This is a genomic window from Saccharopolyspora flava (assembly GCF_900116135.1).
GTDB lineage: Bacteria > Actinomycetota > Actinomycetes > Mycobacteriales > Pseudonocardiaceae > Saccharopolyspora > Saccharopolyspora flava.
On sequence record NZ_FOZX01000001.1, the window covers coordinates 1,100,085 to 1,126,700 of the forward strand.

A 26,616-nucleotide genomic window follows, 5' to 3' on the forward strand; every position below is an offset into this window, starting at 1 on the left:
ATTCACCCCCGCTTTCCGGCGCTTCGCAGCACCGCACGCGGGGGCGGTCGGGTGCGCGCGCAGATCGGTGCGCCCACGACCGGCTGCGGGAGCGGGCGCCGTTGGAAGACCGCTCGCCACAACAGGGTTGGTGCCATGTCAGTCCGCCGGGAAGATCGTCGACCGCTGTCCGGAGCGCAGGAGGGTCTCTGGTTCGCCCAGCGCCTCGCACCGGGCAGCGCCGCCTACAACACCGGTGAGCACGTGGAGATCCACGGGCCGATCGACGCCGAGCTCTTCGAGACGGCGCTGCGCCGGACCGTCGCCGAGATCGACACCTTCGCGCTGCGCTTCTTCGACACCCCGGACGGGCCGCGCTGCGACCTGGGCGCCCCGGACGACTGGCCGTTGCACCGCGCGGACTTCCGCGACGCCGACGACCCGGTGGCCGCGGCCGAGGAGTGGATCCACCGCGACCTGGCCACCCCGGTGGACTTCGACGCGGGCCCGCTGTTCTCGCACGCGCTGCTGAGCCTGGGCGCCGAGCACCACATCTGGTTCCTGCGCGCGCACCACATCCTGCTGGACGGCTACAGCTACAAGATGGTCGCGCGGCGGCTGGCCGACACCTACACGGCGCTGGCCGAGGGGCGGGAGCCGGAGCCCGCGCGGTTCGAGTCGGTGCACCGGTTGCAGGAGGACGAGGCCGCCTACCTGGCGTCCGAGCGCAGCGAGCGGGACCGCGCGCACTGGGCCGAGCAGCTGGCCGGGCTCCCGGAGCCCGCTCGGCTCACCGATCGCACCGCCGCGCCCGTCGCGCCGTTCCTGCGCCGCACCGTGGACCTGTCCCGCGACGAGGCCGAGGTGCTGTCGGCGGCGGCCTCACGGCTCGGCGTCGCGCGGACGGATCTGCTGGTCACCGCGATCGCCGCCTACCTGCACCGGATGACCGGCGCCGACGACCTGGTGCTGGGGCTGGCCACGATGAGCCGGCTGGGCAGCGCCGCGCTGCGCACCCCGGGCACCGCCTCGGACATCCTGCCGCTGCGGATCGCGGCCGCCCCGGAGACGCCGATCGGCAAGTTCGCCGGATCGGTGGCCGACGAGCTGCGCGCGCTGCGGCGGCACCAGCGGCAGCGCGGCGAGGTGCTGCGCCGCGATCTCGGGCTGCTCGGCGGCGGCAGGCGGATGCACGGGCCGGTGGTCAACGTCGTGCCGTTCACCGAGGACCTGGTGTTCGCGGGCAGCCCGTCGACCTCGCACCACCTGTCCGGTGGCGCGGTGGAGGACCTGCAGATCTCGATCCGCCCCGGTGCCGACCCGGAGGCGCTGTGGATCGCCTTCGACGCCAATCCCGACCTCTACGACGCCGACGAGCTCGACGCGCACCTGCGGCGGTTCCTGCTGGTGCTGCGGCAGTGCGCCGAGGCCGACGCGGAAATGCCGGTGGGCGCGGCGGAACTGCTGCTGCCGGAGGAGGAACCGCGCGACGCGCAGGCTCCCGAGCACTCGGTGACCACGACGCTGGCCCGCCGCTTCGATGAGCAGGCGGCGCGGTTCCCGGAGCGGGTCGCGGTGTCCTGCTCGGGCGAGTCGCTGACCTACGCCGAGCTGGACGCGGAGGCGAACCGGCTGGCACGGCTGCTGGTGGAGCGCGGCGCCGGACCGGGAACGGCGGTGGCGCTGGCGCTGCCGCGCGGCACCCGCCTGGTCGCGGCGCTGCTGGCGGTGCTCAAGACCGGTGCGGCGTACCTGCCGCTGGACGTGCGGCACCCGGCGGAGCGGCTGCGGCTGGTCATCGACGACGTCGGCCCGGTCGCGCTGGTCACGGACTCGGCGCACGCCGAGCTGCTGCCGGTCCCGGCGACCGCGGTGCTCGACGATCCCGCCACCGAAACCGACCTGGCCGGGCGGGGATCCGAGCCGCTCACCGACGCCGAGCGCACCGGGCCGACCGGGCCCGGCGACATCGCCTACGTCATCCACACCTCCGGTTCCACCGGGCGCCCCAAGGGCGTTCCGGTGCCGCACGCGAACGTGCTGCGGTTGTTCGACGCCGCCGCCGAGCACTTCGACTTCCGATCCGACGACGTGTGGACGCTGTTCCACTCCTACGCCTTCGACTTCGCCGTGTGGGAGCTGTGGGGTCCGCTGCTGCACGGCGGCCGGCTGGTCGTGGTGCCGCACGAGGTGAGCCGCTCGCCGGGCGAGTTCCTGGACCTGCTGGCGGCCGAGGGCGTGACGGTGCTCAACCAGACGCCGTCGGCGTTCGAGCAGCTGGTGGCGGCCGATGACGGGCGTCCGCTGGCGCTGCGCTACGTGGTCTTCGGCGGCGAGGCGCTGCACCCGGACCGGCTGCGGCCGTGGGCCGAGCGGCGCGGCGTGGACTCGCCGGAGCTGGTCAACATGTACGGCATCACCGAGACCACGGTGCACGTCACGCACCACCGGATGACCTGGGCCGACCTGGACGACCCGCGCCGGGCGAGCGTCATCGGCCGCCCGCTGCCCGACCTGCGGGTGCACGTGCTCGACGCCGCCGGCCGCACTGTGCCGCCGGGCGTGGTCGGTGAGATGCACGTGTCCGGGCCCGGGGTGGCGCCGGGCTACCTGAACCGGCCGGAGCTGACCGAGGAGCGGTTCGTGCCCGACCCGTTCGGGCGCCCGGGAACCCGCATGTACCGCACCGGGGATCTGGCGCGGCGGCGCCGCGACGGCGTGCTGGAGTACGTGGGGCGCGCCGACCAGCAGGTCAAGATCCGCGGTTTCCGCATCGAACCGGGCGAGGTGGAGGCGGTGCTGGCCGAGCACCCGGCGGTCGCGCGGGCCGCGGTGGTGGCCCGCTCGCGCGACGGTCAGCCGCAGCTCGTCGGCTACGCGGTGCCCGGTTCGGCGCGGCCGGAACCGGCCGAGCTGCGGGAGCACCTGGCGGCGCGGCTGCCCGAGCACATGGTCCCGGCGGCGTGCGTGCTCGTCGACGAGTTCCCACTGACCGCCAACGGCAAGCTGGACACCGCCGCGCTGCCCGAACCCGATTTCGCCGCCGCAGCAGGGGGAACCCCGCCGAGCACGCCGGAGCAGGCGCTGGTGTGCCGGTTGTTCGCCGAGGTGCTGGGACTGCCCGAGGTGGGCGTGGAGGACGACTTCTTCGCGCTGGGCGGGCATTCGCTGCTGGCGACCCGGTTGCTGGCGCGGCTGCGCGCCGAGACCGGGGCGGAGGTGCCGATCTCGGAGCTGTTCGACGCGCCCCGCCCGGCGGCCCTGGCCGCGCGGATCGGCGGGGACACCGGCGCGCGGCTGCCCGCGCTGACGGCCGTCGAGCGCCCGCAGCGGGTGCCGCTGTCGTTCGCCCAGGAGCGCATGTGGTTCCTCGACCGGCTCGGCGACCGGGCCGCCACCTACAACATCCCGCTGGTGGTGCGGCTGCGCCACGACGTCGACGTCGAGGCGCTGCGGGCCGCGCTGGGCGATGTCGCCGCCCGGCACGAGAGCCTGCGCACCGTGTTCGTCCCCGACGAGGACGGCGTGCACCAGCTGGTGCGCGAGCCCGGGGAGCTGGTGCCGGAGCTGCGGGTGGTGGACTGCCCGGACGACGAGGTCGACGCGCAGGTGGCCGCGGCCGCGCGGCACCGCTTCGACCTGACCCGCGAGAGCGCGCTGCGCGCGGGCCTGTTCGGCACCGGCGAGCGGGCGCTGCTGCTCCTGCTGCACCACAGCGCCGCCGACGGCTGGTCGCTGCGGCCGCTGGCCGACGACCTCGGCGCCGCCTACCGAGCCCGCGTCGCCGGCGAGGTGCCCGAACTGCCCGCGCTGCCGGTGCAGCACGCCGACCACGCGCTCTGGCAGCGGGAACTGCTCGCACCGGGCGCGGGCCGCATCGAGCGGCTCACCGAGTTCTGGAGCTCCGCGCTGGCCGGGCTGCCCGCCGAGAGCTCCCCGCCGACCGACCGGCCCCGCCCCGGCACCAGCGCGGGCGAGGGCGCCAGCACGACGTCCACTGTGGATTCTGAGCTGCACGCCCGGTTGCTGGAGCTGGCCGAGCGGGCCGACGTGAGCCTGTTCGTGGTGCTGCACGCGGCGGTGAGCGCGGTGCTGACCCGCTGGGGCGCCGGCGAGGACGTGGTGCTGGGCACCCCGGTCGCCGGACGCGGTGATCCGGCCCTCGACGACGTGATCGGGCTGCTCACCAACACCCTGGTGCTGCGCGCCGACACCGGTGGAGACCCGGCGTTCCGCGCGCTGCTGGCCCGGGTCCGCGAGAGCGACCTGCGGGCGCTGGACCACCAGGACATGCCGTTCGACCGGCTGGTGGAGGAGCTCAACCCCGCCCGGCACCCGGCGCGGCACCCGCTGTTCCAGGTGATGCTGGCGCTGCAGAACAACGACACCGCGGTGCTCGACCTCGGCACCGAGCGCGCGGCGCTGTGGCCCAGCGCCACCGGCACCGCCAAGTTCGACCTGTTCGTCGACGTGCTGGAGCGCCACGACGAGCAGCAGCGGCCGGACGGCCTGGAACTGCACGTCGAGTACGCCACCGACCTCTACGAACCGGCCACCGCCGAGGAGTTCGCCCGCGCGCTGCACGAGGTCCTGCAGTCCGCCTGCGCCGACCCCGACGCTCCGCTGAGCGCCCTGACCAGTCGCACCCGCCCGGCGGCGGCCGGGAACGCCGCCGTGCCACCGGCGCTCGAACGCGCCGCGCTGGCGGTGCCGGGCATCCGCGACGCCGCGGTGATCGACGACCGGGCGCTCGCCGTGGTCCCGGACCGGCAGGGCGCGGTCGACCAGGTCGAACGCGCCCTGGCGGGGGCTGCCCGGGTCGTCGCCGTCAACGACCTACCGCGCGACGAGGACGGCGCGCTCGACCTCGACGCGCTGCGCGCGCTGCCGGTCGTCGACGAGCGCAGCGCGCAGGAGTGGCAGGCGCGGCTGGCCGCCGTCGACGGGGTCCGCGACGTCGAGGTGCGGCTGGAGGACGTCCCGGTCGAGCTGGAGCGCCGTCACCTCGGCACGCCCCGCACCGAGGCCGCGCAGGCGCCCGAGAGCGGGCCGACCAGCACCGTTCCGGCGCTGTCCGAGGGACCGGTGCTGCCGGAACCGTCGGTGCCGGACTGGGCTTCGGCGCTCACCCGGGCCGCCGAGCGCGGCGACGGCGAGATCGTGCACGTCCGCCCGGACGGCACCGAGAGCCGCATGAGCTACGCCGAGCTGGCCGCCCAGGCCTCCCGGGTGCTGGCCGGGCTGCGCCGCGCGGGGCTTCAGCCGGGCGACCGGGTGATCCTGCAGTGCGACGACACCGAGGACTTCGTGTCGGTGCTGTGGGGGTGCGTGCTGGGCGGTTTCGCGGCGGTGCCGCTGACCGTGCCCGGCTCCTACGACACCGGGTCGGCGGCGCTGGCCAAGCTCGACGGCATCTGGCGGATGCTGGGCCGCCCGCTCATCGCGACCTCGGCGGGCAACGAGAGCGGCATCCGCTCCTACGCCGCGCGCGAGAGCTGGCCGGACCTGCACCTGCTCACCGCCGACGAGCTGCGCGCCCACCCCGAGGACCGCGACTGGTACCGGGCCGAACCCGACGACCTGCTCCTGCTGCTGATGACCTCCGGCAGCACCGGTCTGCCCAAGGCGGTGCGGCAGACGCACCGGGCGGTGCTGACCCGCTCAGCGGCGACCGAGGCGATGAACGGGCTGGGGCCGCAGGACGTCTCGCTGAACTGGATCCCGCTGGACCACGTCACCGGCGTGGTGATGTTCCACCTCCGCGACGTCTACCTGGGCTGCCGCCAGGTGCACGCGCAGACCTCGTGGATCCTGGAGGACCCGCCGCGCTGGCCCGAGCTGATGGACCGGCACCGGGTCAGCGTCACCTGGGCCCCGAACTTCGCGTTCGGGCTGCTCGCCGAGCACGCCGAGCGGTTCACCGGCCGGGACTGGGACCTCTCGCCGGTGCGGCTGGTGATGAACGCCGGTGAGGTCGTGGTCGCCTCGGCCGCCCGGAAGTTCCTGCGCGCGCTGCGGCCGTTCGGGTTGCCGCAGCACGTGATGCACCCGGGCTGGGGCATGTCCGAGACCTGCTCGGTGGTCACCGACTTCGAGCTGCCCGGCGAGGTCCCGGACCACGACGAGTCGTTCGTCAGCTGCGGCCTGCCCTACCCGGGGTTCGGGATGCGGGTCGTCGACGAGCAGGACCGGCTGCTGGTCGAGGGCGAGGTGGGCCGGTTGCAGGTGCGCGGCACCTCGGTGACCGAGGGCTACCACGACAACGCCAAGGCCAACGCCGAGTCGTTCACCGAGGACGGCTGGTTCGACACCGGTGATCTGGCGTTCCTGCGCGACGGCGAGCTGTTCATCACCGGCCGCGCCAAGGACGTCATCATCGTCAACGGCGTCAACCACTACAGCCACGAGATCGAGGCCTGCGTCGAGGAACTTCCCAGCGTGGTGCGGAGTTTCACCGCCGCCTGCGCGGTGCGCTCGGACCCGTCGGTGAGCACCGACGAGCTGGCGCTGTTCGTGCACCTGGCCGAGGGGCAGGACGCGGCGGCGGCGCTGCGGGAGATCGGCGGCAAGGTGACCCGCGAGGTCGGGGTGAGCCCGGCGTTCGTGCTCCCGGTGGCGCCGGAGCGGATCCCCAAGACCGAGATCGGCAAGATCCAGCGCACCAAGCTGCGCAAGAGCTTCGAGGCCGGGGAGTTCGACGCGGAGATCCGCGAGTCGCAGCTGCTGCTGGGCACCTCGGCCACGGTCCCGGACTGGTTCCTGCGCCCGGTGTGGCAGCGGGCCGAGGCGCACCGCCCGGCCCGGCCCGCCGGGCACGTGCTGGTGTTCGCGGGCGCGGACACCGACCTCGCCGAGCGCCTCGCGGCCCGGCTGCGCGCCGACGGCGGGCTGTGCACCGTGGTCGCGCCGGGTGCGGAGTTCGAGCGGGTGGACGCGGCGACCTACCGGGTGCGGCCGGACGAGGCCGACCACGCGGCGCTGCTGGCCGGGTTGGCGGCCGACGGGCGCGAGGTCGACACCGTCGTGCACCTGGCGGCGTTGCGGCCCGGTGAGCAGCCGTGGGACGGCGGCGCGGAATCGCTGCTGGTGCTGACCCGCGCGCTGGCGCAACGGCCGCGACCGGTGACCCTGCTGTTCGTGACCGCCGGGGCGCAGGCCGTCGCCGACGACGAGCTGCCCTCGCCCGCCCACGCCGCCGCCGGTGCGCTGCTGAAGTCGGTGCGCGAGGAGCTGCCGTGGCTGCGCGGCGTGCACCTCGACGTCGGCGCCGACGAGGACCCGCTGGACGCGGTCGTCTCCGAGGCCGCCGGTCATCCCGCCGACACCGAGGTCGCCGTCCGAAGTGGACGGCGGCACGTCCGCGGGCTCGCCCCGCTGCCCGCCGAACCCAGTCCCGGCAACATCGTTCGGCAGGACGGGTTCCAGCTGGTCACCGGCGGTCTGGGCGGGATCGGGGCCGAGCTGGCCGCGCACCTGCTCGACGCGCCGGGCACCCGGCTGCTGCTGCTCGGCCGCACCGAGCCGACCGGCGACAAGGCCGCGGCGCTGCAGCGGCTGCAGCGGCTCGGCGACGTGCGGCACGCGGTCGCCGACGTCACCGACCCGGCGCAGGTGCGGGCCGCGGTGGACGCCGCGGCCGGCGAGTGGGGTGTGCCGCTGACCGGGATCCTGCACCTGGCGGGCGATTTCGACGAACGCCCCGTGCCGGAGCTCTCCCCCGCCGACTGGCGAGACGCGCTGTCGGCGAAGGTGCTGGGCGGCTGGACGCTGCACCAGGTCGCCGCCGAGCACCCGGTGACCTCGTTCGTCGCGTTCTCCTCGGTCAACGGGCACTTCGGCGGGTCGATGAACGCCGCCTACTCGGCGGCCAACGCGTTCCTCGACGCCCTGGCCGTGCTCCGGCGGCGCAGCGGCCTGCCCGGGCAGAGCCTCGCGTGGAGCATGTGGCGGGAACGCGGCATGAGCCGCGGCTACCGGCACACCGAGCTCACCGAGATGCGCGGCTACCGGGTGCTGGACCCGGCGCAGGCGCTGCGCTCCTTCGACTTCGCCCGGGGCCTGGACGAACCGCACCTGCTCATCGGCGCCGACCGCACCGCCCCGTGGGTGCGCAGCCACGTGCGCGCGCCCGCGCGTCAGCTGCGGCGGCTGGCCGGGCGCGTCGGGCTCGACGACGGCACCGACCTCGGCGCGCTGCACGAGGCCGCCGCGGCCGGTGCCGCGCCCGGCACCTGGGTGCTGCGCTCGGCCGGGACCTCGGCCCGGGCCGAGCAGACCGGCGGCGACGAGCAGCGGCGGCTGGAGGACGAGCTCGCGACGATCTGGCGCGGCGTGCTCGACCGCGACGAGGTGGGCCGCGACGAGAACTTCTTCGACCTCGGCGGCAACTCGCTGCTGCTGGTCAAGGCGCAGACCGCGATCAACGGGGCCCTGGGCTGCGAGCTCGGCGTGGTCGACCTGTTCGCCCACCCCACGGTGCGCGCCCTGGCGCGGCACCTGGCCCGGCAGGGCACCGCCGCACCCGAGACCGACCGGCAGGCCGAACCCAGCGGCCTGGACCGGGCCAAGCAACGAGCACAGCGGCAGCGGGCCGCCCGCAGCGCCCGCCGCCAGCGGAAGGATCGCGATGGATGACACCACGCCGGAGGACGCACCGGCCGTCGCCGTGATCGGCGTCGCGGCGCGCCTGCCCGGAGCGTCCGATGTGGACGAGTTCTGGGCGAACCTCGCCTCGGGCCGGGAATCCGTGCGCGCCGTCGACGACGAGGAGTTCCTCGCCGCGGGCGGTGATCCGCGCGACCTGGACGACCCCGCGCTGGTCCGGATGGCCTCCACGGTGGACGGGATGGACCGGTTCGACTCGGGCTTCTTCGGCTACAGCCCCGCCGAGGCCGCCGTCGTCGACCCGCAGCAGCGGCTGCTGCTGGAGACCGCCTACCACGCGCTGGAGGACGCGGGCCTGCCCGAACCCGACGGCGAGCTCACCACCGGCGTGTACGCGGGGGCGGGCGACAGCCGCTACTACCCGGCGCACGTGTACCCGCGCTTCGCCGGGCAGCCCGGCAGCGTGGAGCTGGTGCACTCGGCGACCGCGAACTCGCTGGGCACGCTGGCCACCCGGATCTCCTACGAGCTCGGGCTGACCGGGCCGAGCTCGTCGGTGCAGACGGCCTGCTCCACCGCGCTGGTCGCGGTGCACACCGCCTGCCAGGACCTGCTGGAGTTCCGCTGCGACACCGCGCTCGCGGGGGCGGCGTCGCTGAACCCGTCGGCGGCGCTGGGCTACCGGCACGTGCCCGACGGGCCGTTCTCGCCCGACGGGCACTGCCGCGCGTTCGCCGCCGACGCGGCAGGCACGTCCTCCGGCGACGGCGTGGGCGTGGTGGTGCTCAAGCGCCTGGAGGACGCGCTCGCCGACGGCGACCGGATCCGGGCCGTCATCCGGGGCACCGCGATCAACAACGACGGGCGGCGCAAGGTCGGGTTCACCGCTCCCAGCTCCGCCGGGCAGACCGAGGTGGTACTGGCCGCCCAGGCCCAGGCCGACGTCGACGCCCGCACCATCGGTCTCGTCGAGTCCCACGGCACGGCCACCCGGATCGGCGACCCGATCGAGGTCGCCGCGCTCACCGAGGCGTTCCGGGAGTCCACCGAGGACACCGGGTTCTGCGCGCTGGGATCGGTGAAGACCAACATCGGGCACCTGGGCGCGGCGGCCGGGATCGCCGGGTTCATCAAGGCCGTGCTGTCCCTGGAGCACCGGCAGATCCCGCCGAACCTGCACTTCACCGAGCCCAACCCGCTGATCGACTTCCCGTCCGGCCCGTTCCGGGTGCCGACCGAGCTGGAGCCCTGGCCCGACCCCGGCCACCCGCGCCGGGCCGCGGTGAGCGCCTTCGGCATCGGCGGCACCAACGCGCACGTGATCCTGGAAGAGGCCCCGCCGCAGCAGGATTCGCCGCGACCGGACTGCTCGGGACGTCAGGTGCTGCCGCTGTCGGCGCGCACCGCAGGGGCGATCCGCGGCCAGGCCGAGGCGCTGGCCCGGCACCTGGAGAACCACCCCGGCCTGCGGCTGGACGACGTGGCGCACTCGCTGCGCGTCGACCGCCCGGCCTTCCCGCACCGGCTCGCCGTGAGCGCCTCCAGCACCGAGGAGGCCGTCGCCGCGCTGCGGGCGGCCGGACCCGCCGGTCACGCGACCGGGGAGGACGAGCCCCGCATCGCGTTCCTGCTGCCCGGTGGCGGCACCCAGTACGTGGGCATGGGCGCCGAGCTGCACCGCGACGACGAGGTCTACCGGGACGCGGTCGACCGCTGCGCGGCGATCCTGCGGCCGGTGCTCGGCGAGGACATCCGCACGGCGCTGTTCGAGCACGCCGAACCGGGCAGCCCGTCGGCGATGCTGGCCCTGGTCGTCACCGAGTACGCGCTGGCCACGACCCTGATGGAGTCCGGTGTGGTGCCGGACGCGCTGATCGGCCACTCGCTCGGCGAGTACACCGCGGCGTGCCTGGCCGGAACGCTGGAGCTCGACGAGATGCTGCCGCTGGTGGCCGAGCGGCTGCGGCTCATCGTCTCCGCCGGAGGCGCGACCGTCGGCGTCGCCGCCCCGGCCGAGGACCTGCGGGAGCTGCTCGACGACCGGCTGTCGCTGGCCGCGATCAACGGCCCCGAGGCCTGCACCGTCGCCGGGGACGAGGAAGCCGTGGTGCGCCTGGAGGCCGAGCTGACCCGACGGGACGTGCCGTTCCGGCGGTTGCGGGTCGCCGGGGCCGCGCACTCGCACCTGCTGGACCCGGTGGTCGGCGACTTCACCGCGCAGCTGCGCGGGGTGACGCGGCGAGCGCCGCGCCTGCCCTACGTCTCCAACGTCACCGGCACCTGGGCGGGTCCGGAGGTGACCGGCGAGCAGCACTGGATCGACCACTTCCGCCGCACCGTCCGCTTCGCCGACGGGATCGCGACGCTGTGCGAGGACGACCCGGTGCTGGTGGAGATCGGCCCCGGTGACGGCCTCACCAAGCTCGCCAGGGCGCGGTTCCCGGAGGCGCGGGCGGTCACCACGATGCGGCACGCCAAGGCGCAGCAGCCGGACGGGCGGGTGCTCGCCGACGCGCTGGGCCGGTTGTGGAGCCACGGCGTCACCTCGGCCCTGCCGGAGGTGGCGGGCGAGCCGCGCCGGGTGCGGCTGCCCGGCTACGCCTTCGAGCGGCACCGGCACTGGATCGACGCCCCCGGCGCCCGCACCGGCGGCGAACAGGTGGAGGTCGTCGAGGAGACGCGGGCGCCGCGCCCGCACCTGGCGACCCCGCACCGCGCTCCCGGCACCGATCGCGAGCGCGCGGTGGCCCGGGTGTGGGAGGAGACGCTGGGCATCGACGGGATCGGGTTGGACGACAACCTCTTCGACCTCGGCGGCGACTCGATGCGGGCGGTGCTGCTCGCCGGCCGGCTGCGGCAGGCGGGACTGCTGGACGTGCCCGCGGCGGCGCTGCTGTCGGCGCCGACGATCGCCGGGGCGCTGGCCGCCGACGGGCCGAGCCCGACCGGGCTGGCGCCGCTGCTGACGCTGCGCGCCGAAGGTTCCCGGACTCCGCTGTTCTGCGTGCACCCGGGCGCGGGCGTGGCGTGGCGCTACACGGGTCTGCTGCCGCAGCTGGGCGCCGACCAGCCGGTGCACGGCATCCAGGCGTTCGGTCTCGACGGAACCCGGCCGCCCGCCGCCGATGCCGCCGAGATGACCCGCTCCTACGTCGACCTCGTGCGCGAGGTGCAGCTGCACGGCCCGTACCGGCTGCTCGGCTGGTCCTACGGCGGTTTCGTCGCCCACGCGATGGCCTGCGCCCTGCAGGCCGACGGCGAGGAGGTCGAGCTGCTGGCCATGCTCGACGCCCCGCTGCCGGAGGGCCTGCCCTACACGGCCGAGGGCATCGAGCGGCAGGTCGCGGGTCTGCTGGGGCGCGTCGCCGGGCTCTCCGGCGCCGAGGACGTGTCCGAGGTGCTGGACCGGATCTCGGCACTGCCCGCGGGGGAATCGCCGGTCACCCGCGAGCAGGCGACGTCGATCGCCGAGGTGATGCGCAACAGCCTGCGCATCGCCCCGCAGTTCGCCCCGGGCGAGTTCGACGGCGACGCCCTGTTCTTCACCGCCACCGAGGACGTCCCCGGCGCGACGGACGACTTCGCCCTCGCGCCCGACAAGGCGGCCCACTGGAGCAAGCACGTCACCGGCTCGCTCCACGACCACCCGATCCCCTGCAACCACTACGAGATGACCGAACCCGGCCCGATCGCGCAGATCGCGGAGACCCTCCGCACCGCTCTCGGCTGACCCGGGTCCCGTGGGGTGGGGGAAGTTTTCATGAAAACTTCCCCCACCACCCACCCGAGGTGACGGTCCCCCGCTCCGGTCGCGTGGGGGAGTTTCACCGGAAACTCCCCCCACGACGGGTCAGGCTCGGAGCTGCTTCTTGAGGATCTTGCCCGCCGGGTTGCGGGGAACGGCGTCGATGAACTCGATGCGGCGCGGGCGCTTGTAGGGGGCGAGGTTGTCCTTGAGGAACGCCAGGAGCTCCGGTGCGGTGACGTCGTCGGCGACGACGTGGGCGAGCGGGACCTCGCCGTAGTCGTCGTCGGGAACGCCGATCACCGCCGCGTCCCGGACCGCCGGGTGCGTCATGAGCACCCGCTCGACCTCCGACGGGTAGACGTTCTGCCCCGCCCGGATGATCACGTCCTTGCTGCGGTCCACCAGGTGGATCCGCCCGTCCTCGTCCAGGAAACCGAGGTCGCCGGTCACGATCCAGCCGTCGAGGGTGACCTCGCGGGTGGCCTCCGGGTCGTTCCAGTAGCCCTGCATGACACCGGGACCGCGCACCACGATCTCGCCGATCTCCCCGGTCGGGAGCTCCACGCCCCGCTTGTCGACCGCGCGGGCCGACATGCCCGGGATGACCCGGCCGCAGGGGATGCGGGCGGTGACGTCGCCGGGCTGCGGGTGCTCGTCCGGGCCGAGCGTCACGAACGGGCCGCCGACCTCGGTCATGCCGTACACCTGGCGGAAGCCGCAGCCGAGCCGGCCCACCGCGTCGGTGTAGACGTCGATCGGCATCGGGGCCGCGCCGTAGAGGACCTCGCGCAGCGACGACAGGTCCGCCGACTCGGCCGCCTTGGCCTGGAACATGAACCGCAGCATCTGCGGCACCAGCCACATGTGCGTGGCGCGGTGCTTCTCCACCGCGGCCAGCGCGCGCTGCGGCGTGAAGCCGGGCATCAGCACCAGCGTCGCGCCCGCCGCCAGGTAGGTCAGCGACACGACCATGCTGCCGTGGTACAGCGGGCAGCAGTTGACCATCACGATGTCGTCGGTCGGCCGCGCCTGCACCAGCCAGCCCAGCGCGATCGCGCGGAACGAGCCGGCGTCGACGGTCACGCCCTTCGCCCGGCCGGTGGTCGCCGAGGTGTGCAGCACCGCCACCGGATCGGTGTCGGCGACCTCCGGCAGCTCGACGTCCGGGGACGTGCTGCCGAGCTCGGCGAACTCCGGCTTGTCGAAGGAGACCCGGATGCGCACCGACGGCAGGTCGGTGTGCCGGTCCAGCAGCTCGGACTCGCCGAGCATCGCCACCGCGCCGACCCGCTCGATCATCTCGGCGGCCTCCGGGGCCGCGACGCTGTGGTTGAGCGGCACGAACAGCGCACCGAGGCGCGCGATCGCGAAGTAGCTCTCCAGCACCTCGACCCGGTCCTGGGACAGCACCACGACCCGGTCGCCGCGCCGCACGCCGAGCTCGGCGAGCCCGCGGGCGAGTTCGAGGGTGCGGTCGTGGAACTCCGCCCAGGTGACGCTGCGGTGCTCGTCGACCAGGGCCGTGCGGTTCGGGAAGCACTGGCGGTTGCGCTCCGCCAGCTGGGTCAGCCACATCACGCGCCGCCGGTGGTGGTGGACGCGCGCTCGGCGATGAAGCGCTCGTAGTCGGCGATGGTGCGCAGCTCCTCGACGTCCTCGGCGGTGATCTCGACGCCGGTGCGCTGTTCGACGAGCAGCACGAGGCGCACCAGGTCGCCGGAGTCGATGCCGCTGGCGGCCAGGTCGACGTCGTCGCCGACCTGGTCGGCGTACTCGGCGGTGCCGGTGAGTTCGACCAGCAGCTCCCGGATGGTGCTCATGGCAACCTCTTTCGCGTTGTCGACAACGTGTGTCACCCGGGAGGAGGCGCGCGCGGGCGCCCGCGATCCCCGCGCCCTCGGTGAGGTTCGTCACGCGAGCGCCCGGGATAGCCGGGGCCGGTTCGGCACTCCTTCTCGGGTGGGAACACCGCGGGTGATCACGTGAGGAGTGATGCGGGGTGCGCAGGCAACGCAGGCGAGGCGAGAACCCGTGAGCGCGCCGCGATCCGAGCAGGAGCTCACCGAGCGCTTCGAGGCCCTGCTCGCCGAGGGCGCCTCGGTGGAGCCGCGCGACTGGGTCCCGGACGGCTACCGGCGGATGGTGCTGCGGCAGGTCGCACAGCACGCCCACTCCGAGATCATCGGGATGCAGCCGGAAGGCGCGTGGCTGACCCGCGCCCCGTCGCTGCACCGGAAGTCCGTGCTGCTGTCCAAGGTCCAGGACGAGGCCGGCCACGGCATGTACCTGTACTCGGCCGCCGAGACGCTGGGCGTGGACCGCGAGGACCTGCTCGACGCGCTGCACACCGGCAGGCAGCGGTTCGCCGCGACGTTCAACCACCCGGCCCTGACCTGGGCCGACACCGGCGCGATCGCGTGGCTCACCGACGGCGCCGCGGTGCTCAACCAGGCCCCGCTGTGCCACACCTCCTACGGGCCCTACGCGCGGGCGATGCGGCGGGTCTGCCAGGAGGAGACCTTCCACGTGCGGCAGGGCTACGACCAGATCCGCGCGCTGTGCCAGGGCACTCCCGAGCAGCGCGAGATGGCGCAGGACGCGGTCAACCGGTGGTGGCTGCCCGCGGTGGCGCTGATGTTCGGCCCGCCCGACACGGTCGCGGGCGGCGCCGACGAGCGCACCGCGGCGATGGGCGCGGCGGTGTCCCGGCGGGCGATCGCGTGGGGCATCAAGCGGCACACCAACGACGAGCTGCGGCAGCGGTTCGTCGACCAGGTGGTGCCGCAGGCCGAGGCGCTGGGCCTGGACCTGCCGGACCCGAACCTGCGCTGGAACGACGAGCGCGGCCACTACGACTTCACGCCGATCACCTGGGAGGTGTACCGCGACGCGCTGGGCGACGACCTGCCCTCGGCGCGGCAGCGCATCGCCCACCGGGTCGCCGCGCACGACGACGGCGCGTGGGTGCGGGAAGCCGCGCTGGCCCACGCCGCCCGCGAGGAGGGGACGTCATGAGCGGTGCTTCCTGGGAGGTGTTCCTGCGCCCGCGCAGGGGTTTGGCGCACCAGCACGTCGGATCGGTGCGGGCCGCCGACGCCGACCTGGCGCTCACCCGCGCCCGCGACCTCTACACCCGGCGCGGCGATCCGCTGTCGCTGTGGGTGGTGGCCTCGGAGGCGGTGCACGCGTCGGCGCCGGACGAGCACGACCCGTTCTTCAGCAACGCCCGCCACAAGCCCTACCGGTACCCGGAGCAGTACCCGATGACCGAGGAGAACGGGGATGCGTGAGCACGCCGACCTCGCGGAACTGGCGCTGCGGCTGGGTGATGACGCGCTGATCCTCGGTCAGCGGCTGTGCGAGTGGATCACGCGCGCGCCGATGATCGAGGAGGACCTGGCGCTGTCCAACATCGCCCTCGACCTCCTCGGCCACGCCCGCGTGCTGCTCTCGCTCGGCGGCGAGCTGGACGGCAGCGGACGGGACGAGGACGACCTGGCGTTCGGCCGCACCGAGCGGGAGTTCCGCAACGCGCTGCTGGTGGAGCTGCCCAACGGCGACTTCGCGGTGACGATCGCGCGGCAGCTGGTGTTCGCCCACCACGCGGTCCCGTTCTACGAGCGGCTGGCCGGCTGCGCCGACGCCGAGCTGGCCGCGTTCGCCGCCCGGGCCGCCGCCGAGGTCGCCTTCCACCGCAGGCACGCCACCGACTGGGCGGTGCGGCTCGGGCTCGGCACCGAGGAGAGCGCGCGCCGGATGCAGGCCGGGCTGGAGCGGGTCTGGCCCTACGCGGCCGAGCTCGTCGAGACCGACCCGGTGGTGGAGCGGCTGGTCGAGGCCGGGCTGCACCCGAAACCCGAAGAGGTGCGCGAGGTCTGGCACGACGGCGTGGCCGACGTGCTCGCCCGCGCCGGGCTGACCGAGCCGAAGCCGGGCTGGCACGCCACCGGCGGCCGCAGCGGCGTGCACACCGAGGGCTTCGGCTCGCTCGTCGCCGAGATGCAGTCGGTGCGCCGCCAGTTCCCCGGAGGCACCTGGTGAGCGCGGCCCCGGACCTGGTGCGGGAGCGGGTCGAGGCGCTGCCCGACCCCGAGCTGCCGATGATCACCCTCGGCGAGCTGGGTGTGATCCGCTCCGCGCGCACCGCGGACGACGGGTGCGTGGAGGTCGAGTTCACGCCGACGTTCCTGGGCTGCCCGGCGATCCCGGCGATCACCGAGGCCATCGCCGACGTGCTGGCCGACTGCGGCCACCCCGACGGCCGGGTGCGGCAGGTGCTCTCGCCCGCCTGGACCCCGGAGCGGATCACCGCCGCCGGGCGGGACAAGCTCGCCCAGCACGGCATCGCCCCGCCCGGCGGTCCCACTCCCGTGGGACTCGGGCTGGGCACGCCGTGCCCGCACTGCGGCTCCCAGGACACCCGACCGCACAGCTCCTTCGGCCCGACGCGCTGCCAGTCGCTGCTGCGCTGCGCGCGGTGCCGGGAGATCTTCCCGTGCATCACGGCGATGTGAGGCCCCGATGACCTGGTACCCGCTGGACGTCACCCGCATCGAGCACCTCCCGGCCGAGTCCGTGGCGCTGTCGCTGCGCGTGCCGCCGGAGCTCACCGAGACCTTCGCCCACCGGCCGGGACAGCACGTCGTGGTCCGGCACCGCGCCCCGGCCGGTGAGCTGCGGCGGAGCTACTCGATCTGCCCGCCGCCGGACGACCCGACGGCCCTGCGGCTGGTGCTCACCCCCGTCACGCCGGGCGGTTTCGGCACCTACGCGCGCACCGAGCTCAAGTGCGGCGACGCGCTCGAACTGTCCGCTCCCACGGGGAGTTTCGGCCTGCCGGACGCTCCCGGCGCGCACCACGTGCTGCTCGCGGGCGGCAGCGGGATCACCCCGCTCGCCCCGATGGCCGCGGCCGCGCTCCGCGGTGACCCGGACTGCCGGGTCTCGCTGATCCACTCGGTGCGCACCGCCGCCGACGCCCTGCTCGCCGACGAGCTCGCCCTGCTCAAGGACGAGTTCCTGGACCGCTTCGACGTGCTGCACGTCCTGACCCGCGAGACCGGCGGCAGCGAGCTGTGCACCGGCAGGCTCGACCCGCCGAAGCTGCGGCGACTGCTGGAACTGCTCGACACCGCCCCCGGCGCGCGGTTCGCGCTGTGCGGCCCGCCCGGCCTGCTGGCCACCGCGCGCGACGCCCTCCACGACGTCCCCGCCGACCACGTCCGCACCGAGCTCTTCCACTCCTTCCCGTCAAAAACCGCAACATTCGACGGCGCGAAAACCGGGGTTTTCGACACGACGAAAACCGGGGTTTTCGACGCGGAGACCGACACGCCCGGGGGTGGCCGGATCTCGGCGACGCTCGGGGGTCGCACCAGCAGCGTGACGATGCTGCCGCAGGACCGGGTGGTGCTCGACGCGGTGCTGCGGCACCGGCCCGAAGTGCCCTACTCCTGCCGCGACGGCGTGTGCGGCAGCTGCCGCGCCAAGGTCGTCGCCGGTGCGGTCGCGCTCGGACCGCAGCACGCCCTCGACCCCGCCGACCTGGCCGACGGCTACACGCTCGCCTGCCGCGCCCGCCCCCGCACCGACGAGCTCGCGCTCGACTTCGACGTCTGAGGAGACGACGTGACCCCCACACCGCGCCACGAAGGCCGCACCGCCCTGGTCACCGGCGGCAGCCGCGGCATCGGCAGGGCGATCAGCAGGCGGCTCGCCGCCGAAGGCGCCCTGGTCGCCGTGCACTACGGCCACGACCACGCCGCCGCCGAGCGCACCGTCAAGGAGATCATCGCCGACGGCGGCCGGGCGTTCCCGGTGCACGCCGAGCTCGGCGTCCCCGGCGACGCCGACGCCCTCTGGGAGTCCTTCGACCGCGAGATCGCCGGCCAGGACGCCAAACCCGGGCTGGACGTGCTGGTCAACAACGCCGGCATCACGCTGCCGCGCACCATCGCCAACGTCACCGAGGAGGACTACGACCGGCTGTTCGCGATCAACACCCGCGCGCCGTTCTTCGTCGTCCAACGCGGACTCCCGCGGCTGCGCGACGGCGGCGCCATCGTCAACGTCTCGTCGGTGACCACGCGCTTCGCCTACCCGGCGATCATCGCCTACACGATGAGCAAGGGCGCCCTGGACACCTTCACCCTCGCCCTGGCCAAGGAGCTCGGACCGCGCGGCATCAGGGTCAACGCGGTCGCGCCCGGCTTCACCGAAACCGAGATCAACCCGACCCTGCGCAACCCGGAGATCCGCCGGGCCTACTCGGCCGAGTCGGTGTTCGACCGGCTCGGGCAGCCCGAGGACATCGCCGCCGTCGTCGCGTTCGCGGCCAGCGGCGATGCCGGCTGGACCACCGGGCAGTGGATCGACGCCAGCGGCGGCGTCCGGATCTGAGCAACACCGAATCCCGCAACCTCCGGTCCCCGTAGGAGTGGTGATGACCGACCGCGCCTCCGCCCTCGCGGAGCTGTCCACCGACGACCCCCTGACCCAGCCGTTCCAGGGCGCCAGCCCCTACGACGAGTACGTCCGCGCGACGCTGCTCAACACGCTGCAGGAACCGCTGACCGACGCCGCCGACGAGATGGGTTTCCTGGTCACCACGCAGGTGATGGAGCTGTGGTTCACCCTGATCGTCCACGAGTGGCGGGCCGCGCGGGAGGCGTTCCGCGCCGACGAGCTCGACACCGCGATGGACGCGCTGCAGCGCAGCCGCCGGGGCCTGCAGGCCCTCAACGGCTCGTGGGCGCCGATCGCCTCGCTGACCCCGGTGCAGTTCAACGGTTTCCGCGCCGCCTTCGGCAAGGCCTCCGGGTTCCAGTCGGCGATGCAGCGGCACATGGAGTTCCTCATCGGGCAGAAGTCCACGGCGCTGCTGCGCGCGCACTCCGGCGACCCCGATGTCCACAAGGGACTGAGCGAGGCCTACGAGGAGCCCTCGCTGTACGACGAGGTGCTGCGGTTCCTGCACCGCGAGGGGTTCGACGTGCCCGAGCACGTGCTCACCCGCGACGTCACCGAGCCCTACGCGTCCGACCCGGGCGTGGTGGAGGTGTGGCGGCAGATCTACGCCGGGAACCAGCATCACCCGCTGCTGCGGCTGGGCGAGCTGCTCACCGACGTCGCCGAGACGATCACCCGCTGGCGGCTGGACCACGTGATGGTGGTGCGCCGCGCGATGGGCTCCAAGCCCGGCAGCGCCGGGTCGGCGGGCGTGAAGTACCTGGAGAAGCGGGCCGCGATCCCGGTCTTCCCCGAGCTGTGGGAGGCCCGCGGTGCCCTCTAGGGAGATCTCCGCGCGCGCGGCGGCCGAGGAGCAGCGGGTGCTGAGCCTCAAGCCGGTGCTGGCGCCGAAGCACGGCAAGTACGGCGAGCACCCGCACCACGGCTACGACGAGTGGCCGGGCGACGGTCCGCTGGTGGTGCTGCTGCACGGCGGCTACTGGCGCTACGACCGGATGCACCTGACCCCGTTCGCCTCCTACCTGGCGCGGCAGGGGTTCTCCGTGCTGCTGCCCGGTTTCCGCCGCTCCGGCGGTGCGGGCGGGTACCCGGAGACCTTCGACGACGTGGCCCGCATCGTCGACGAGCTGCCCGCCGGGCGCCCGTACGTGCTGGCCGGGCACTGCTCCGGCGGTCACCTGGCGCTGTGGTGCGCGGCGCGCGGACTGCTGCCCGCCGACTCGCCGTGGCACTCGACGCGGCTGCCCGACGCGGTGCTGGCGCTGGCCCCGATCACCGACCTGACCGCCACCCGCCGCGACGACCTCAGCGACGGTGCCGCGGTGCAGCTCATGGGGGCCGAGGAGTTCGAGGAGCGGCTGCCGCTGGTGGACCCGGTGACGCTGCTGGCCGAGGCCCGGACCACGGGCGTGCGCACGGTGCTGCTGCACGGCGACGCCGACGAGGAGGTGCCGCACGGGCAGTTCACCGACTACGCGAAGGTCCACGACGACCTGGAGACCGTGGTGCTGCCGGACACCGGCCACTACGCGCTGATCGAACCCGACAACCCGGCCGCGGCCGCGGTGGCCGACGTGCTGTGGCGGTTGTCCCGTGAACGCGACGCCGATGCGGGAGAGTGCTCGTGATGACCGAACTCGCCGAACTCGCCGACCAGCTCGACGCCGCCGACCCGCTGGCGCACGTCCGGGACCGCTTCCTGCTGCCCGAGGGCGTGATCTACCTCGACGGGAACTCGCTGGGCCCGCTGCCCGCGGCGGTGCCGCCGGTGCTGGAGGACGTGGTGCACCGCCAGTGGGGCACCGACCTGATCCGCTCCTGGAACGACAACGACTGGTGGGAGTCGCCGCTGCGGGTCGGCGACGCCGTCGGCGCGCTGATCGGCGCCGCCCCGGGCCAGGTGGTGGCCGGGGACTCCACCAGCGTGCAGCTGTTCACCGCGCTCAGCGCGGCCTGCGACCTGCGCCCCGACCGGTCGCTGCTGGTCACCGACCCGGAGCACTTCCCCACCGACCGGTACCTGGCGGACTCGGTCGCCCGCCTGCACGGCCGCGAGGTCCGCCGGGTCGCGCCCGCCGACCTGCCGGATTTCCTGGCCTCGCACGGCGATCGGGTCGCGGCGATCAGCTACTCGCCGGTCGACTTCCGCACCGGCGAACTGCACGACATGGCCGCGCTGACCTCCGCCGCCCACGAGGTCGGCGCGCTGGCGGTGTGGGACCTGTGCCACGCGGCCGGGGCGATGCCGGTGCACCTCGACGACCTCGGGGTGGACTTCGCCGTCGGCTGCGGCTACAAGTTCCTCTCCGGCGGTCCGGGCGCGCCCGCGTTCCTGTACGCGGCCGCGCGGCACCACGACTCGTGGCGCACCCCGCTCCACGGCTGGACCGGGCACGCCGAACCGTTCGGCCTGGCGGCCGACTACGTCCCCGCTCCCGGCATCGCCCGCGCCCGCATCGGCACCCCGCCGATCCTGTCGCTGCTGGCCCTGGAGGCCGCGCTGTCCGCGTTCGACGGCGTCGACCTGGCACAGGTCCGCGCGAAGAGCCTGTCGCTGACCGGGTTCTTCCTCCGCTGCGCCGAAGACCTGCTGGCCCCGGAGGGTTTCGAGCCGATCACCCCGACCAACCCAGACATCCGAGCCAGCCAGGTCTCCCTCCGCCACCCCCACGCCTACGGCCTCATCCAAGCCCTGGCCACCCAAGGCGTCATCGCCGACATGCGAGCCCCCGACGTCCTCCGCTTCGGCGTCAACGCCCTCTACACCTCCCACCAGGACGTCCTCGCAGCAACCACCCACCTCCACCGCACGATCACCACCAGCGACTACGACCCCACCCCGAACCGCCCCGGTGCGGTGACCTGACCCGAGCGCTCTCCCGCCCCGACGGTCCCCGGCAGTGGGACAGTTTTAGCCATAATTACCCAGACATTTCGGGCATTGATCATGCGCAGTTATGGCTAAAACTGTCGCCTGGTGACGTGCGCACCCCTCCGGGACCCAGCATCCGGGTCTAGGACGCCGGGATGAAGGCGAGGCCGTGGGCTCCGGGTTCTCCGCGGCGCGGGATGGGCAGGGTGGCCACCACCGAGAGGTCGTCGAGGTCCACGACGGAGACCGTGGAGGACGACACCGCCGACACCCAGGCCCGGTGCCCGTCCGGTGAGGAGGCGATCGTCAGCGGCAGCCGCCCGACGTCGATCTGCCCGATCCGCTGACCGTCGCGGTGGACCGACAGCAGTCCCGCGCCCTGGTCCCCGAACGCGACCGGGTCGGAGGACGTGCGCACCTCGCCGGTCAGCAGCAGACCCCGACTCGTCACGTGCACCGGGAACACCTGGTGGTCGGCCGGAATCGTGCGCACCACCTCGTCGCTCGCGGTGTCGATGACGCGGATCCCGGGAGTCCCCCGGTCTTCCCCACCGCCGTACGGAGCGGCGACGAAGATCTCCGCGCCGTCCGGCGACACCGCGATCCCCTCGCTGCCCGGGACCGGGATGCGGTGCGGCGCACCGGTCGTCAGGTCGACCGACGAGACGAACCCGGCCTCCTTGTTGGCCGCGTAGCCGCGCCGGCCGTCGGGGGTGATCGCGAACCAGTGCGGCCCCGGCGCCTCGGTGTCGATCCGGCCGGTGACCTCCCTGGTCGCGGTGTCGAGCACCACCAACCCGCCCGACCCGGCCGGTCCTTCCTCGACGCTCACGTACAGCAGGCCGCGCTCGCGATCGAGCGCCAGGCCGTGCGGCGCGTGCTCCGGCGACAGGTCCACGACCTGCACGATCCGCCGCTCATCGGGGTCGATCACCACCAGTTCCGTCGCCCGCCCCTCGTTGGCGTGGTAGTACCCGCCCCGGTAGGCGATCGTGCAGTACAGCAGGCGCTGATCGGGGTCGAAGCACAGCTCGTGGGGTTCGGCGGGCACCTCCAGAACACCGTGCACCTCGTGGGTCTCGGCGTTGAAGAAGGTGACGGTCGGACCGCTCTGGCTCACCACGGCCAGCAGGTCGGCGTTCGCCATGTCGTCTCCTCGGTGGATTCGCGCATTCCCGCGATCGCGGGCTCGCCTCCAGCGTTGCCCGTGAGAGGAATTGCGTCGATGGCCACGTCGGCATGGGATCATTGCCGCGAACGCAATGTCCGAGGTCGGGAGCACCGTTGTCGAACGTGGACCTCAACCTGTTGGCCGCGCTGGACGCGTTGCTCAGCGAGCAGAGCGTCACCCGTGCCGCCGAGCGGATGCGCACCTCACCCGCGGCGATGAGCCGCACGCTGAGCCGGATCCGGCGGATCCTCGGCGATCCCGTGCTGGTCCGGGCCGGCCAGGGGATGGTGCCGACCCCACGTGCGCTGGAACTGCGCGACGAGGTCCGCGCGGTGGTCGCCGCCTCGACCGCGCTGCTGACGCGCGGGAGCCCCGCGGACCCGGCCTCGCTCGTGCGGACCTTCACCGTCCAGACCAGCGATCTCCTGCTGGTCTCCACCGCCGCCCCGCTGCTGGAATCCCTCAACAGCGAAGCACCGGGGGTGACGCTGCGATTCGCTCCCGAGAGCACGGAGGGGACCAACTCGCTCCGCGACGGGCTGGTGGACGTCGAGGTCGGCGTGCTCGACCACCTCGACCCGGAAACCCGCACGGCGGAACTGGCCTCGACGGAACTGGTCGGCGCGGTCCGGCCCGCGCACCCGCTCACCGACGCGCCGGTGACACCGGAGCGGTTCGCCGCGGCGGACCACATCAGCGCCTCGCGCCGGGGCCGGTCGTGGGGCCCGGTCGACGACGCGCTCGCCGAAATCGGCCTGCGGCGCCGGGTTTCGGTGGTGCTGCCGCGTCACGCGTCGGCGCTGGCGCTGGCCCGCGACAGCGACCTGGTCTGCCTCACGACCGAAGCCGCCGCTCGCGGCTTCGGTCTGCGCACCTTCCCGGTCCCGCTGCGGCTGCCGCCGATCACCATCGGCATGGCCTGGCACCCGCGCAACGAGGCCGACCCGGCGCACCGCTGGCTCCGGGACCGGATCCGGGAGACGTTCCTCAGAGCTTGGTGAGGGGGACGCTGCCGATGAGCATGAGCTTGACCGTGCCCGCCGTGCCGAAGTCGATGGTGGCCGTGGCTCGGGGGCCTTCACCATCGGTGGCGACGACCGTGCCCAGGCCGTACTTGTCGTGGGTGACCTTGTCGCCGGCTTCGAGCTTGAGGGCGACCGTGTCCTTCCAGCCCTTCATCCCGGTGCTGCGCATACCGCGCTCGGCCAGCCCGGCCTGAGCCGAGTCGCCGCCGGTGCGGTCGAAACCGCCGCCCCGGCTGCCCCAGGTGCTGCGCACCTGCGGGGCCGCGCGCTCGGGCTCGACCCGGCGCCACTCCATCAGCTCCTCGGGGATCTCGGTGAGGAACCGCGACGCCGGGTTCGTCATCGGCTGCCCCCACGCCGAACGCATCATGGCGCGCGACAGGTACAGCCGCTGGCGGGCCCGGGTGATGCCGACGTAAGCCAGCCGCCGCTCCTCGGCGAGCTCGGCCGGGTCGCCCAGGGCGCGGGTGTGCGGGAAGACGCCGTCCTCCCAGCCGCCGGAGAACACCACCGGGAACTCCAGGCCCTTGGCGGTGTGCAGGGTCATCAGCGTGACCAGCCCGTCGCCGGTCTCGGGCAGCGAGTCGGCGTCGGCGACCAGCGAGACGCGCTCCAGGAACGCCGCCAGCGAGTCGTCGGCGATCGGGTTCTCGTCGTCCTCCTCAGGACCGACGCCGGAGACCACGGCCTCCGCCGACGGGGACGCCTCCGCGTCGACCGGCAGCGGCTCCCCCGCCCGGGCCTCGGTGAACTCGCGGGCGACGGTGATCAGCTCGGTCAGGTTCTCCAGCCGGGTCGCGTCCTGCGGGTCGTCGCTGGCCTCCAGCTCGCCGCGGTACCCGGTGCGCTCCAGGACCGTGTCGAGGGTTTCGGCGACGTCGTTCTCGGCGGCGACCCGGTTCAGCTCGTCGAGCAGCTCCACGAAGCCCGAGATCGCGTTGCGGGCGCGCGTGTTGAGCAGCGGCACGTCCCCGGCCGCGGCCTTGCGCAGCGCGGTGGTGAACGAGATCCGCTCCTGCTCGGCGTGCGCCGCGACCACGGCCTCCGCCCGGTCGCCGATGCCGCGCTTGGGCACGTTGAGGATCCGCCGCACGCTCACCGTGTCGTCCGGGTTGTCGAGAACCCGCAGGTAGGCGAGGGCGTCGCGGACCTCGCGCCGCTCGTAGAAGCGCACCCCGCCGACGACCCGGTACGGCAGGCCGAGGCGGATGAACACCTCCTCGAACACGCGCGACTGGTTGTTGGTGCGGTAGAAGACCGCGATGTCGTTGAACGTGGCCTCGCCCTGGTCGACCAGCCGGTCGATCTCGCCGGCGACGAAGGCGGCCTCGTCGTGCTCGTTGTCGGCGACGTAGCCCACGATCGGCTCGCCGTCGCCGGCGTCGCTCCACAGCCGCTTGTCGCGGCGGTTCGGGTTGCGCTTGATCACCGCGTTCGCGGCCGACAGGATCGTCTGCGTGGACCGGTAGTTCTGCTCCAGCAGGATGCTGCGGGCCTGCGGGTAGTCCCGCTCGAACTCCTCGATGTTGCGGATCGTGGCGCCGCGGAACGCGTAGATCGACTGGTCGGCGTCACCGACCACGCACAGCTCCGCCGGTTCGACGCCGCTCTCCGTCGGCTCGGTCCCGACCAGCTCCCTGACCAGCACGTACTGCGCGTGGTTGGTGTCCTGGTACTCGTCGACGAGCACGTGGCGGAAGCGGCGGCGGTAGTACTCGGCGACCGCCGGGTGCTGCTGCAGCAGCTCGACCGTGCGCATGATCAGGTCGTCGAAGTCCATCGCGTTGGACTCGGCGAGCCTGCGCTGGTAGGCGGCGTAGACCTGGGCGACCTTGCGCTCCACGTCGTTGCCCGCCTGCTGCGCGGCGTCCTCGGGCGTGAGCAGCTCGTTCTTCAGGTTCGAGATGTGGATCGACAGCGTCTTCGCCGGGTAGCGCTTCGAGTCAAGGTCCTGCTCGCGGGCGATCATGGTGATCAGCCGCTTGGAGTCGTCGGAGTCGTAGATCGAGAAGTTCGACGACATGCCCAGCGTCTTGGCCTCGCGGCGCAGCACCCGCACGCACATCGAGTGGAACGTCGAGACCCACATGACGTTGGCCCGGCGCCCGACCAGGTCGGCGACCCGCTCCTTCATCTCGGCCGCGGCCTTGTTGGTGAAGGTGATCGCCATGATCTGACCGGGGTGGGCACCGCTGGCCAGCAGGTAGGCGATGCGGTTGGTGAGCACCCGCGTCTTGCCCGACCCGGCACCGGCCACGACCAGCAGCGGCGAGCCGGTGTGCGTCACGGCCTCGCGCTGCTGCGGGTTGAGCCCGGCCAGCAGCGCGTCCGGGTCCGGCCCGGAGCGGCGGGCGGGCTGCGCGGGCTCGTCGCCCTGGAATTCGAGATCGAGAGGGGTGCTCATCGCCTGACCACGTTACCGAACACCCCCGACGCGGATTTTTCAGTGAGCTCGCCTTGCGTGGCGGTGCAGGTAGCGGAACCTGACACGCCGCCTGGCTCCGGGAGCCGCTCCTGATGTATGCCAATACACGGCGTCACGGCTGTCCTCACCAGACGACGTGTCAGAACCCGCGGCGGTGCGAGTTGCCCAGGTGGGGTGAAGAGATAACGGCTCCGCCGTTAAGGCCGTCCAAAGGCTGGGACGCCTCGGCCAGGTGGTGGATCGGTCGTCCGGGTTGTGGCAGACTGGAAGCGTGCGGACGCAGCAGTACGAGTTTTTCTACGGGCCCGGGACTCCGGCGCCCGT

At 73.6% G+C, this 26,616-nt stretch carries 16 protein-coding genes; 12 read left to right on the forward strand and 4 right to left on the reverse strand.

The genetic code is table 11. The features are described from left to right. The first annotated feature begins 135 nt into the window (after positions 1-135). Both BM424_RS05020 and BM424_RS05025 read left to right on the forward strand, forming a co-directional pair. The gene (locus BM424_RS05020) at positions 136-8,613 is read left to right on the forward strand and encodes a non-ribosomal peptide synthetase (RefSeq protein ID WP_093414013.1); all 8,478 of its coding nucleotides are present in this window, start codon (positions 136-138) and stop codon (positions 8,611-8,613) included. Beyond that, a complete protein-coding gene (locus BM424_RS05025) occupies positions 8,606-12,313 on the forward strand; it encodes a type I polyketide synthase (protein ID WP_093414014.1) in 3,708 nt (1,235 codons plus the stop codon). The genes BM424_RS05020 and BM424_RS05025 overlap by 8 nt, the downstream gene beginning before the upstream one ends. 120 nt (positions 12,314-12,433) lie before the next feature. Here the strand turns inward: BM424_RS05025 and BM424_RS05030 are convergent, their stop codons facing one another. Together BM424_RS05030 and BM424_RS05035 are read right to left on the reverse strand one after the other, a co-directional pair. After that, positions 12,434-13,906: a class I adenylate-forming enzyme family protein gene (locus BM424_RS05030; protein WP_093414016.1), complete on the reverse strand. Its 1,473-nt coding sequence runs from the start codon at positions 13,904-13,906 to the stop codon at positions 12,434-12,436. After that, positions 13,906-14,151 (reverse strand): acyl carrier protein, encoded by a 246-nt coding sequence (locus tag BM424_RS05035; RefSeq protein WP_093414017.1) that lies wholly within the window; start codon positions 14,149-14,151, stop codon positions 13,906-13,908. Before BM424_RS05035 ends, BM424_RS05030 begins: the two co-directional genes overlap by 1 nt. Positions 14,152-14,362: 211 nt before the next feature. On the opposite strand from BM424_RS05035, the gene paaA reads away from it, so the two are divergent. Genes paaA through kynU form a run of 9 tightly spaced genes read left to right on the forward strand, consistent with a single transcriptional unit; the run spans position 14,363 to position 21,665 of the window. Next, positions 14,363-15,346, forward strand: coding sequence for a 1,2-phenylacetyl-CoA epoxidase subunit PaaA (gene paaA, locus BM424_RS05040; protein WP_245775604.1), 984 nt, complete (start codon positions 14,363-14,365; stop codon positions 15,344-15,346). Continuing rightward, positions 15,343-15,621, forward strand: a complete 279-nt coding sequence (gene paaB, locus BM424_RS05045) for a 1,2-phenylacetyl-CoA epoxidase subunit PaaB (protein WP_093414020.1) — start codon at positions 15,343-15,345, stop codon at positions 15,619-15,621. The genes paaA and paaB overlap by 4 nt, the downstream gene beginning before the upstream one ends. After that, entirely contained in the window at positions 15,614-16,372 is a 759-nt protein-coding gene (paaC, locus tag BM424_RS05050; RefSeq protein ID WP_093414022.1) for a 1,2-phenylacetyl-CoA epoxidase subunit PaaC, read from the forward strand. The genes paaB and paaC overlap by 8 nt, the downstream gene beginning before the upstream one ends. Beyond that, positions 16,369-16,845, forward strand: a complete 477-nt coding sequence (paaD, locus tag BM424_RS05055; protein WP_245775605.1) for a 1,2-phenylacetyl-CoA epoxidase subunit PaaD — start codon at positions 16,369-16,371, stop codon at positions 16,843-16,845. The genes paaC and paaD overlap by 4 nt, the downstream gene beginning before the upstream one ends. 7 nt (positions 16,846-16,852) lie before the next feature. Next, positions 16,853-17,950, forward strand: a complete 1,098-nt coding sequence (locus BM424_RS05060; RefSeq protein WP_093414023.1) for a 2Fe-2S iron-sulfur cluster-binding protein — start codon at positions 16,853-16,855, stop codon at positions 17,948-17,950. Between the two features lie 9 nt (positions 17,951-17,959). Then, positions 17,960-18,730 (forward strand): SDR family oxidoreductase, encoded by a 771-nt coding sequence (locus BM424_RS05065; RefSeq protein ID WP_093414025.1) that lies wholly within the window; start codon positions 17,960-17,962, stop codon positions 18,728-18,730. Positions 18,731-18,773: 43 nt separating this feature from the next. Further along, positions 18,774-19,622, forward strand: a complete 849-nt coding sequence (locus tag BM424_RS05070) for a tryptophan 2,3-dioxygenase (RefSeq protein WP_093414026.1) — start codon at positions 18,774-18,776, stop codon at positions 19,620-19,622. Further along, a complete protein-coding gene (locus BM424_RS05075) occupies positions 19,612-20,427 on the forward strand; it encodes an alpha/beta hydrolase family protein (protein ID WP_093414028.1) in 816 nt (271 codons plus the stop codon). Before BM424_RS05070 ends, BM424_RS05075 begins: the two co-directional genes overlap by 11 nt. Then, positions 20,427-21,665, forward strand: coding sequence for a kynureninase (gene kynU, locus BM424_RS05080; RefSeq protein WP_093414673.1), 1,239 nt, complete (start codon positions 20,427-20,429; stop codon positions 21,663-21,665). Before BM424_RS05075 ends, kynU begins: the two co-directional genes overlap by 1 nt. Before the next feature lie 148 nt (positions 21,666-21,813). Here kynU and BM424_RS05085 read toward each other — a convergent pair whose 3' ends face one another. Further along, positions 21,814-22,818, reverse strand: a complete 1,005-nt coding sequence (locus BM424_RS05085; protein ID WP_093414029.1) for a YncE family protein — start codon at positions 22,816-22,818, stop codon at positions 21,814-21,816. A gap of 146 nt (positions 22,819-22,964) precedes the next feature. Between BM424_RS05085 and BM424_RS05090 the strand changes: the two genes are divergently transcribed. Continuing rightward, on the forward strand, positions 22,965-23,843 hold the full coding sequence (locus tag BM424_RS05090) for a LysR family transcriptional regulator (protein WP_245775662.1): 879 nt from the start codon (positions 22,965-22,967) through the stop codon (positions 23,841-23,843). Here the strand turns inward: BM424_RS05090 and BM424_RS05095 are convergent. Further along, positions 23,830-26,271: a UvrD-helicase domain-containing protein gene (locus BM424_RS05095; RefSeq protein WP_093414031.1), complete on the reverse strand. Its 2,442-nt coding sequence runs from the start codon at positions 26,269-26,271 to the stop codon at positions 23,830-23,832. The two genes, BM424_RS05090 and BM424_RS05095, sit on opposite strands and share 14 nt — an antisense overlap. Between the last annotated feature and the right edge of the window lie 345 nt (positions 26,272-26,616).

Coding starts and splice junctions, on each gene's coding strand:
- kynU (WP_093414673.1), top strand. CDS start 20,427: ATGACCGAACTCGCCGAACTCGCCGACCAGCTCGACGCCGCCGACCCG.
- BM424_RS05095 (WP_093414031.1), bottom strand. CDS start 26,271: ATGAGCACCCCTCTCGATCTCGAATTCCAGGGCGACGAGCCCGCGCAG.
- BM424_RS05070 (WP_093414026.1), top strand. CDS start 18,774: ATGACCGACCGCGCCTCCGCCCTCGCGGAGCTGTCCACCGACGACCCC.
- BM424_RS05020 (WP_093414013.1), top strand. CDS start 136: ATGTCAGTCCGCCGGGAAGATCGTCGACCGCTGTCCGGAGCGCAGGAG.
- BM424_RS05060 (WP_093414023.1), top strand. CDS start 16,853: ATGACCTGGTACCCGCTGGACGTCACCCGCATCGAGCACCTCCCGGCC.
- BM424_RS05025 (WP_093414014.1), top strand. CDS start 8,606: ATGGATGACACCACGCCGGAGGACGCACCGGCCGTCGCCGTGATCGGC.
- paaC (WP_093414022.1), top strand. CDS start 15,614: ATGCGTGAGCACGCCGACCTCGCGGAACTGGCGCTGCGGCTGGGTGAT.
- BM424_RS05085 (WP_093414029.1), bottom strand. CDS start 22,818: ATGGCGAACGCCGACCTGCTGGCCGTGGTGAGCCAGAGCGGTCCGACC.
- BM424_RS05030 (WP_093414016.1), bottom strand. CDS start 13,906: ATGTGGCTGACCCAGCTGGCGGAGCGCAACCGCCAGTGCTTCCCGAAC.
- paaB (WP_093414020.1), top strand. CDS start 15,343: ATGAGCGGTGCTTCCTGGGAGGTGTTCCTGCGCCCGCGCAGGGGTTTG.
- BM424_RS05035 (WP_093414017.1), bottom strand. CDS start 14,151: ATGAGCACCATCCGGGAGCTGCTGGTCGAACTCACCGGCACCGCCGAG.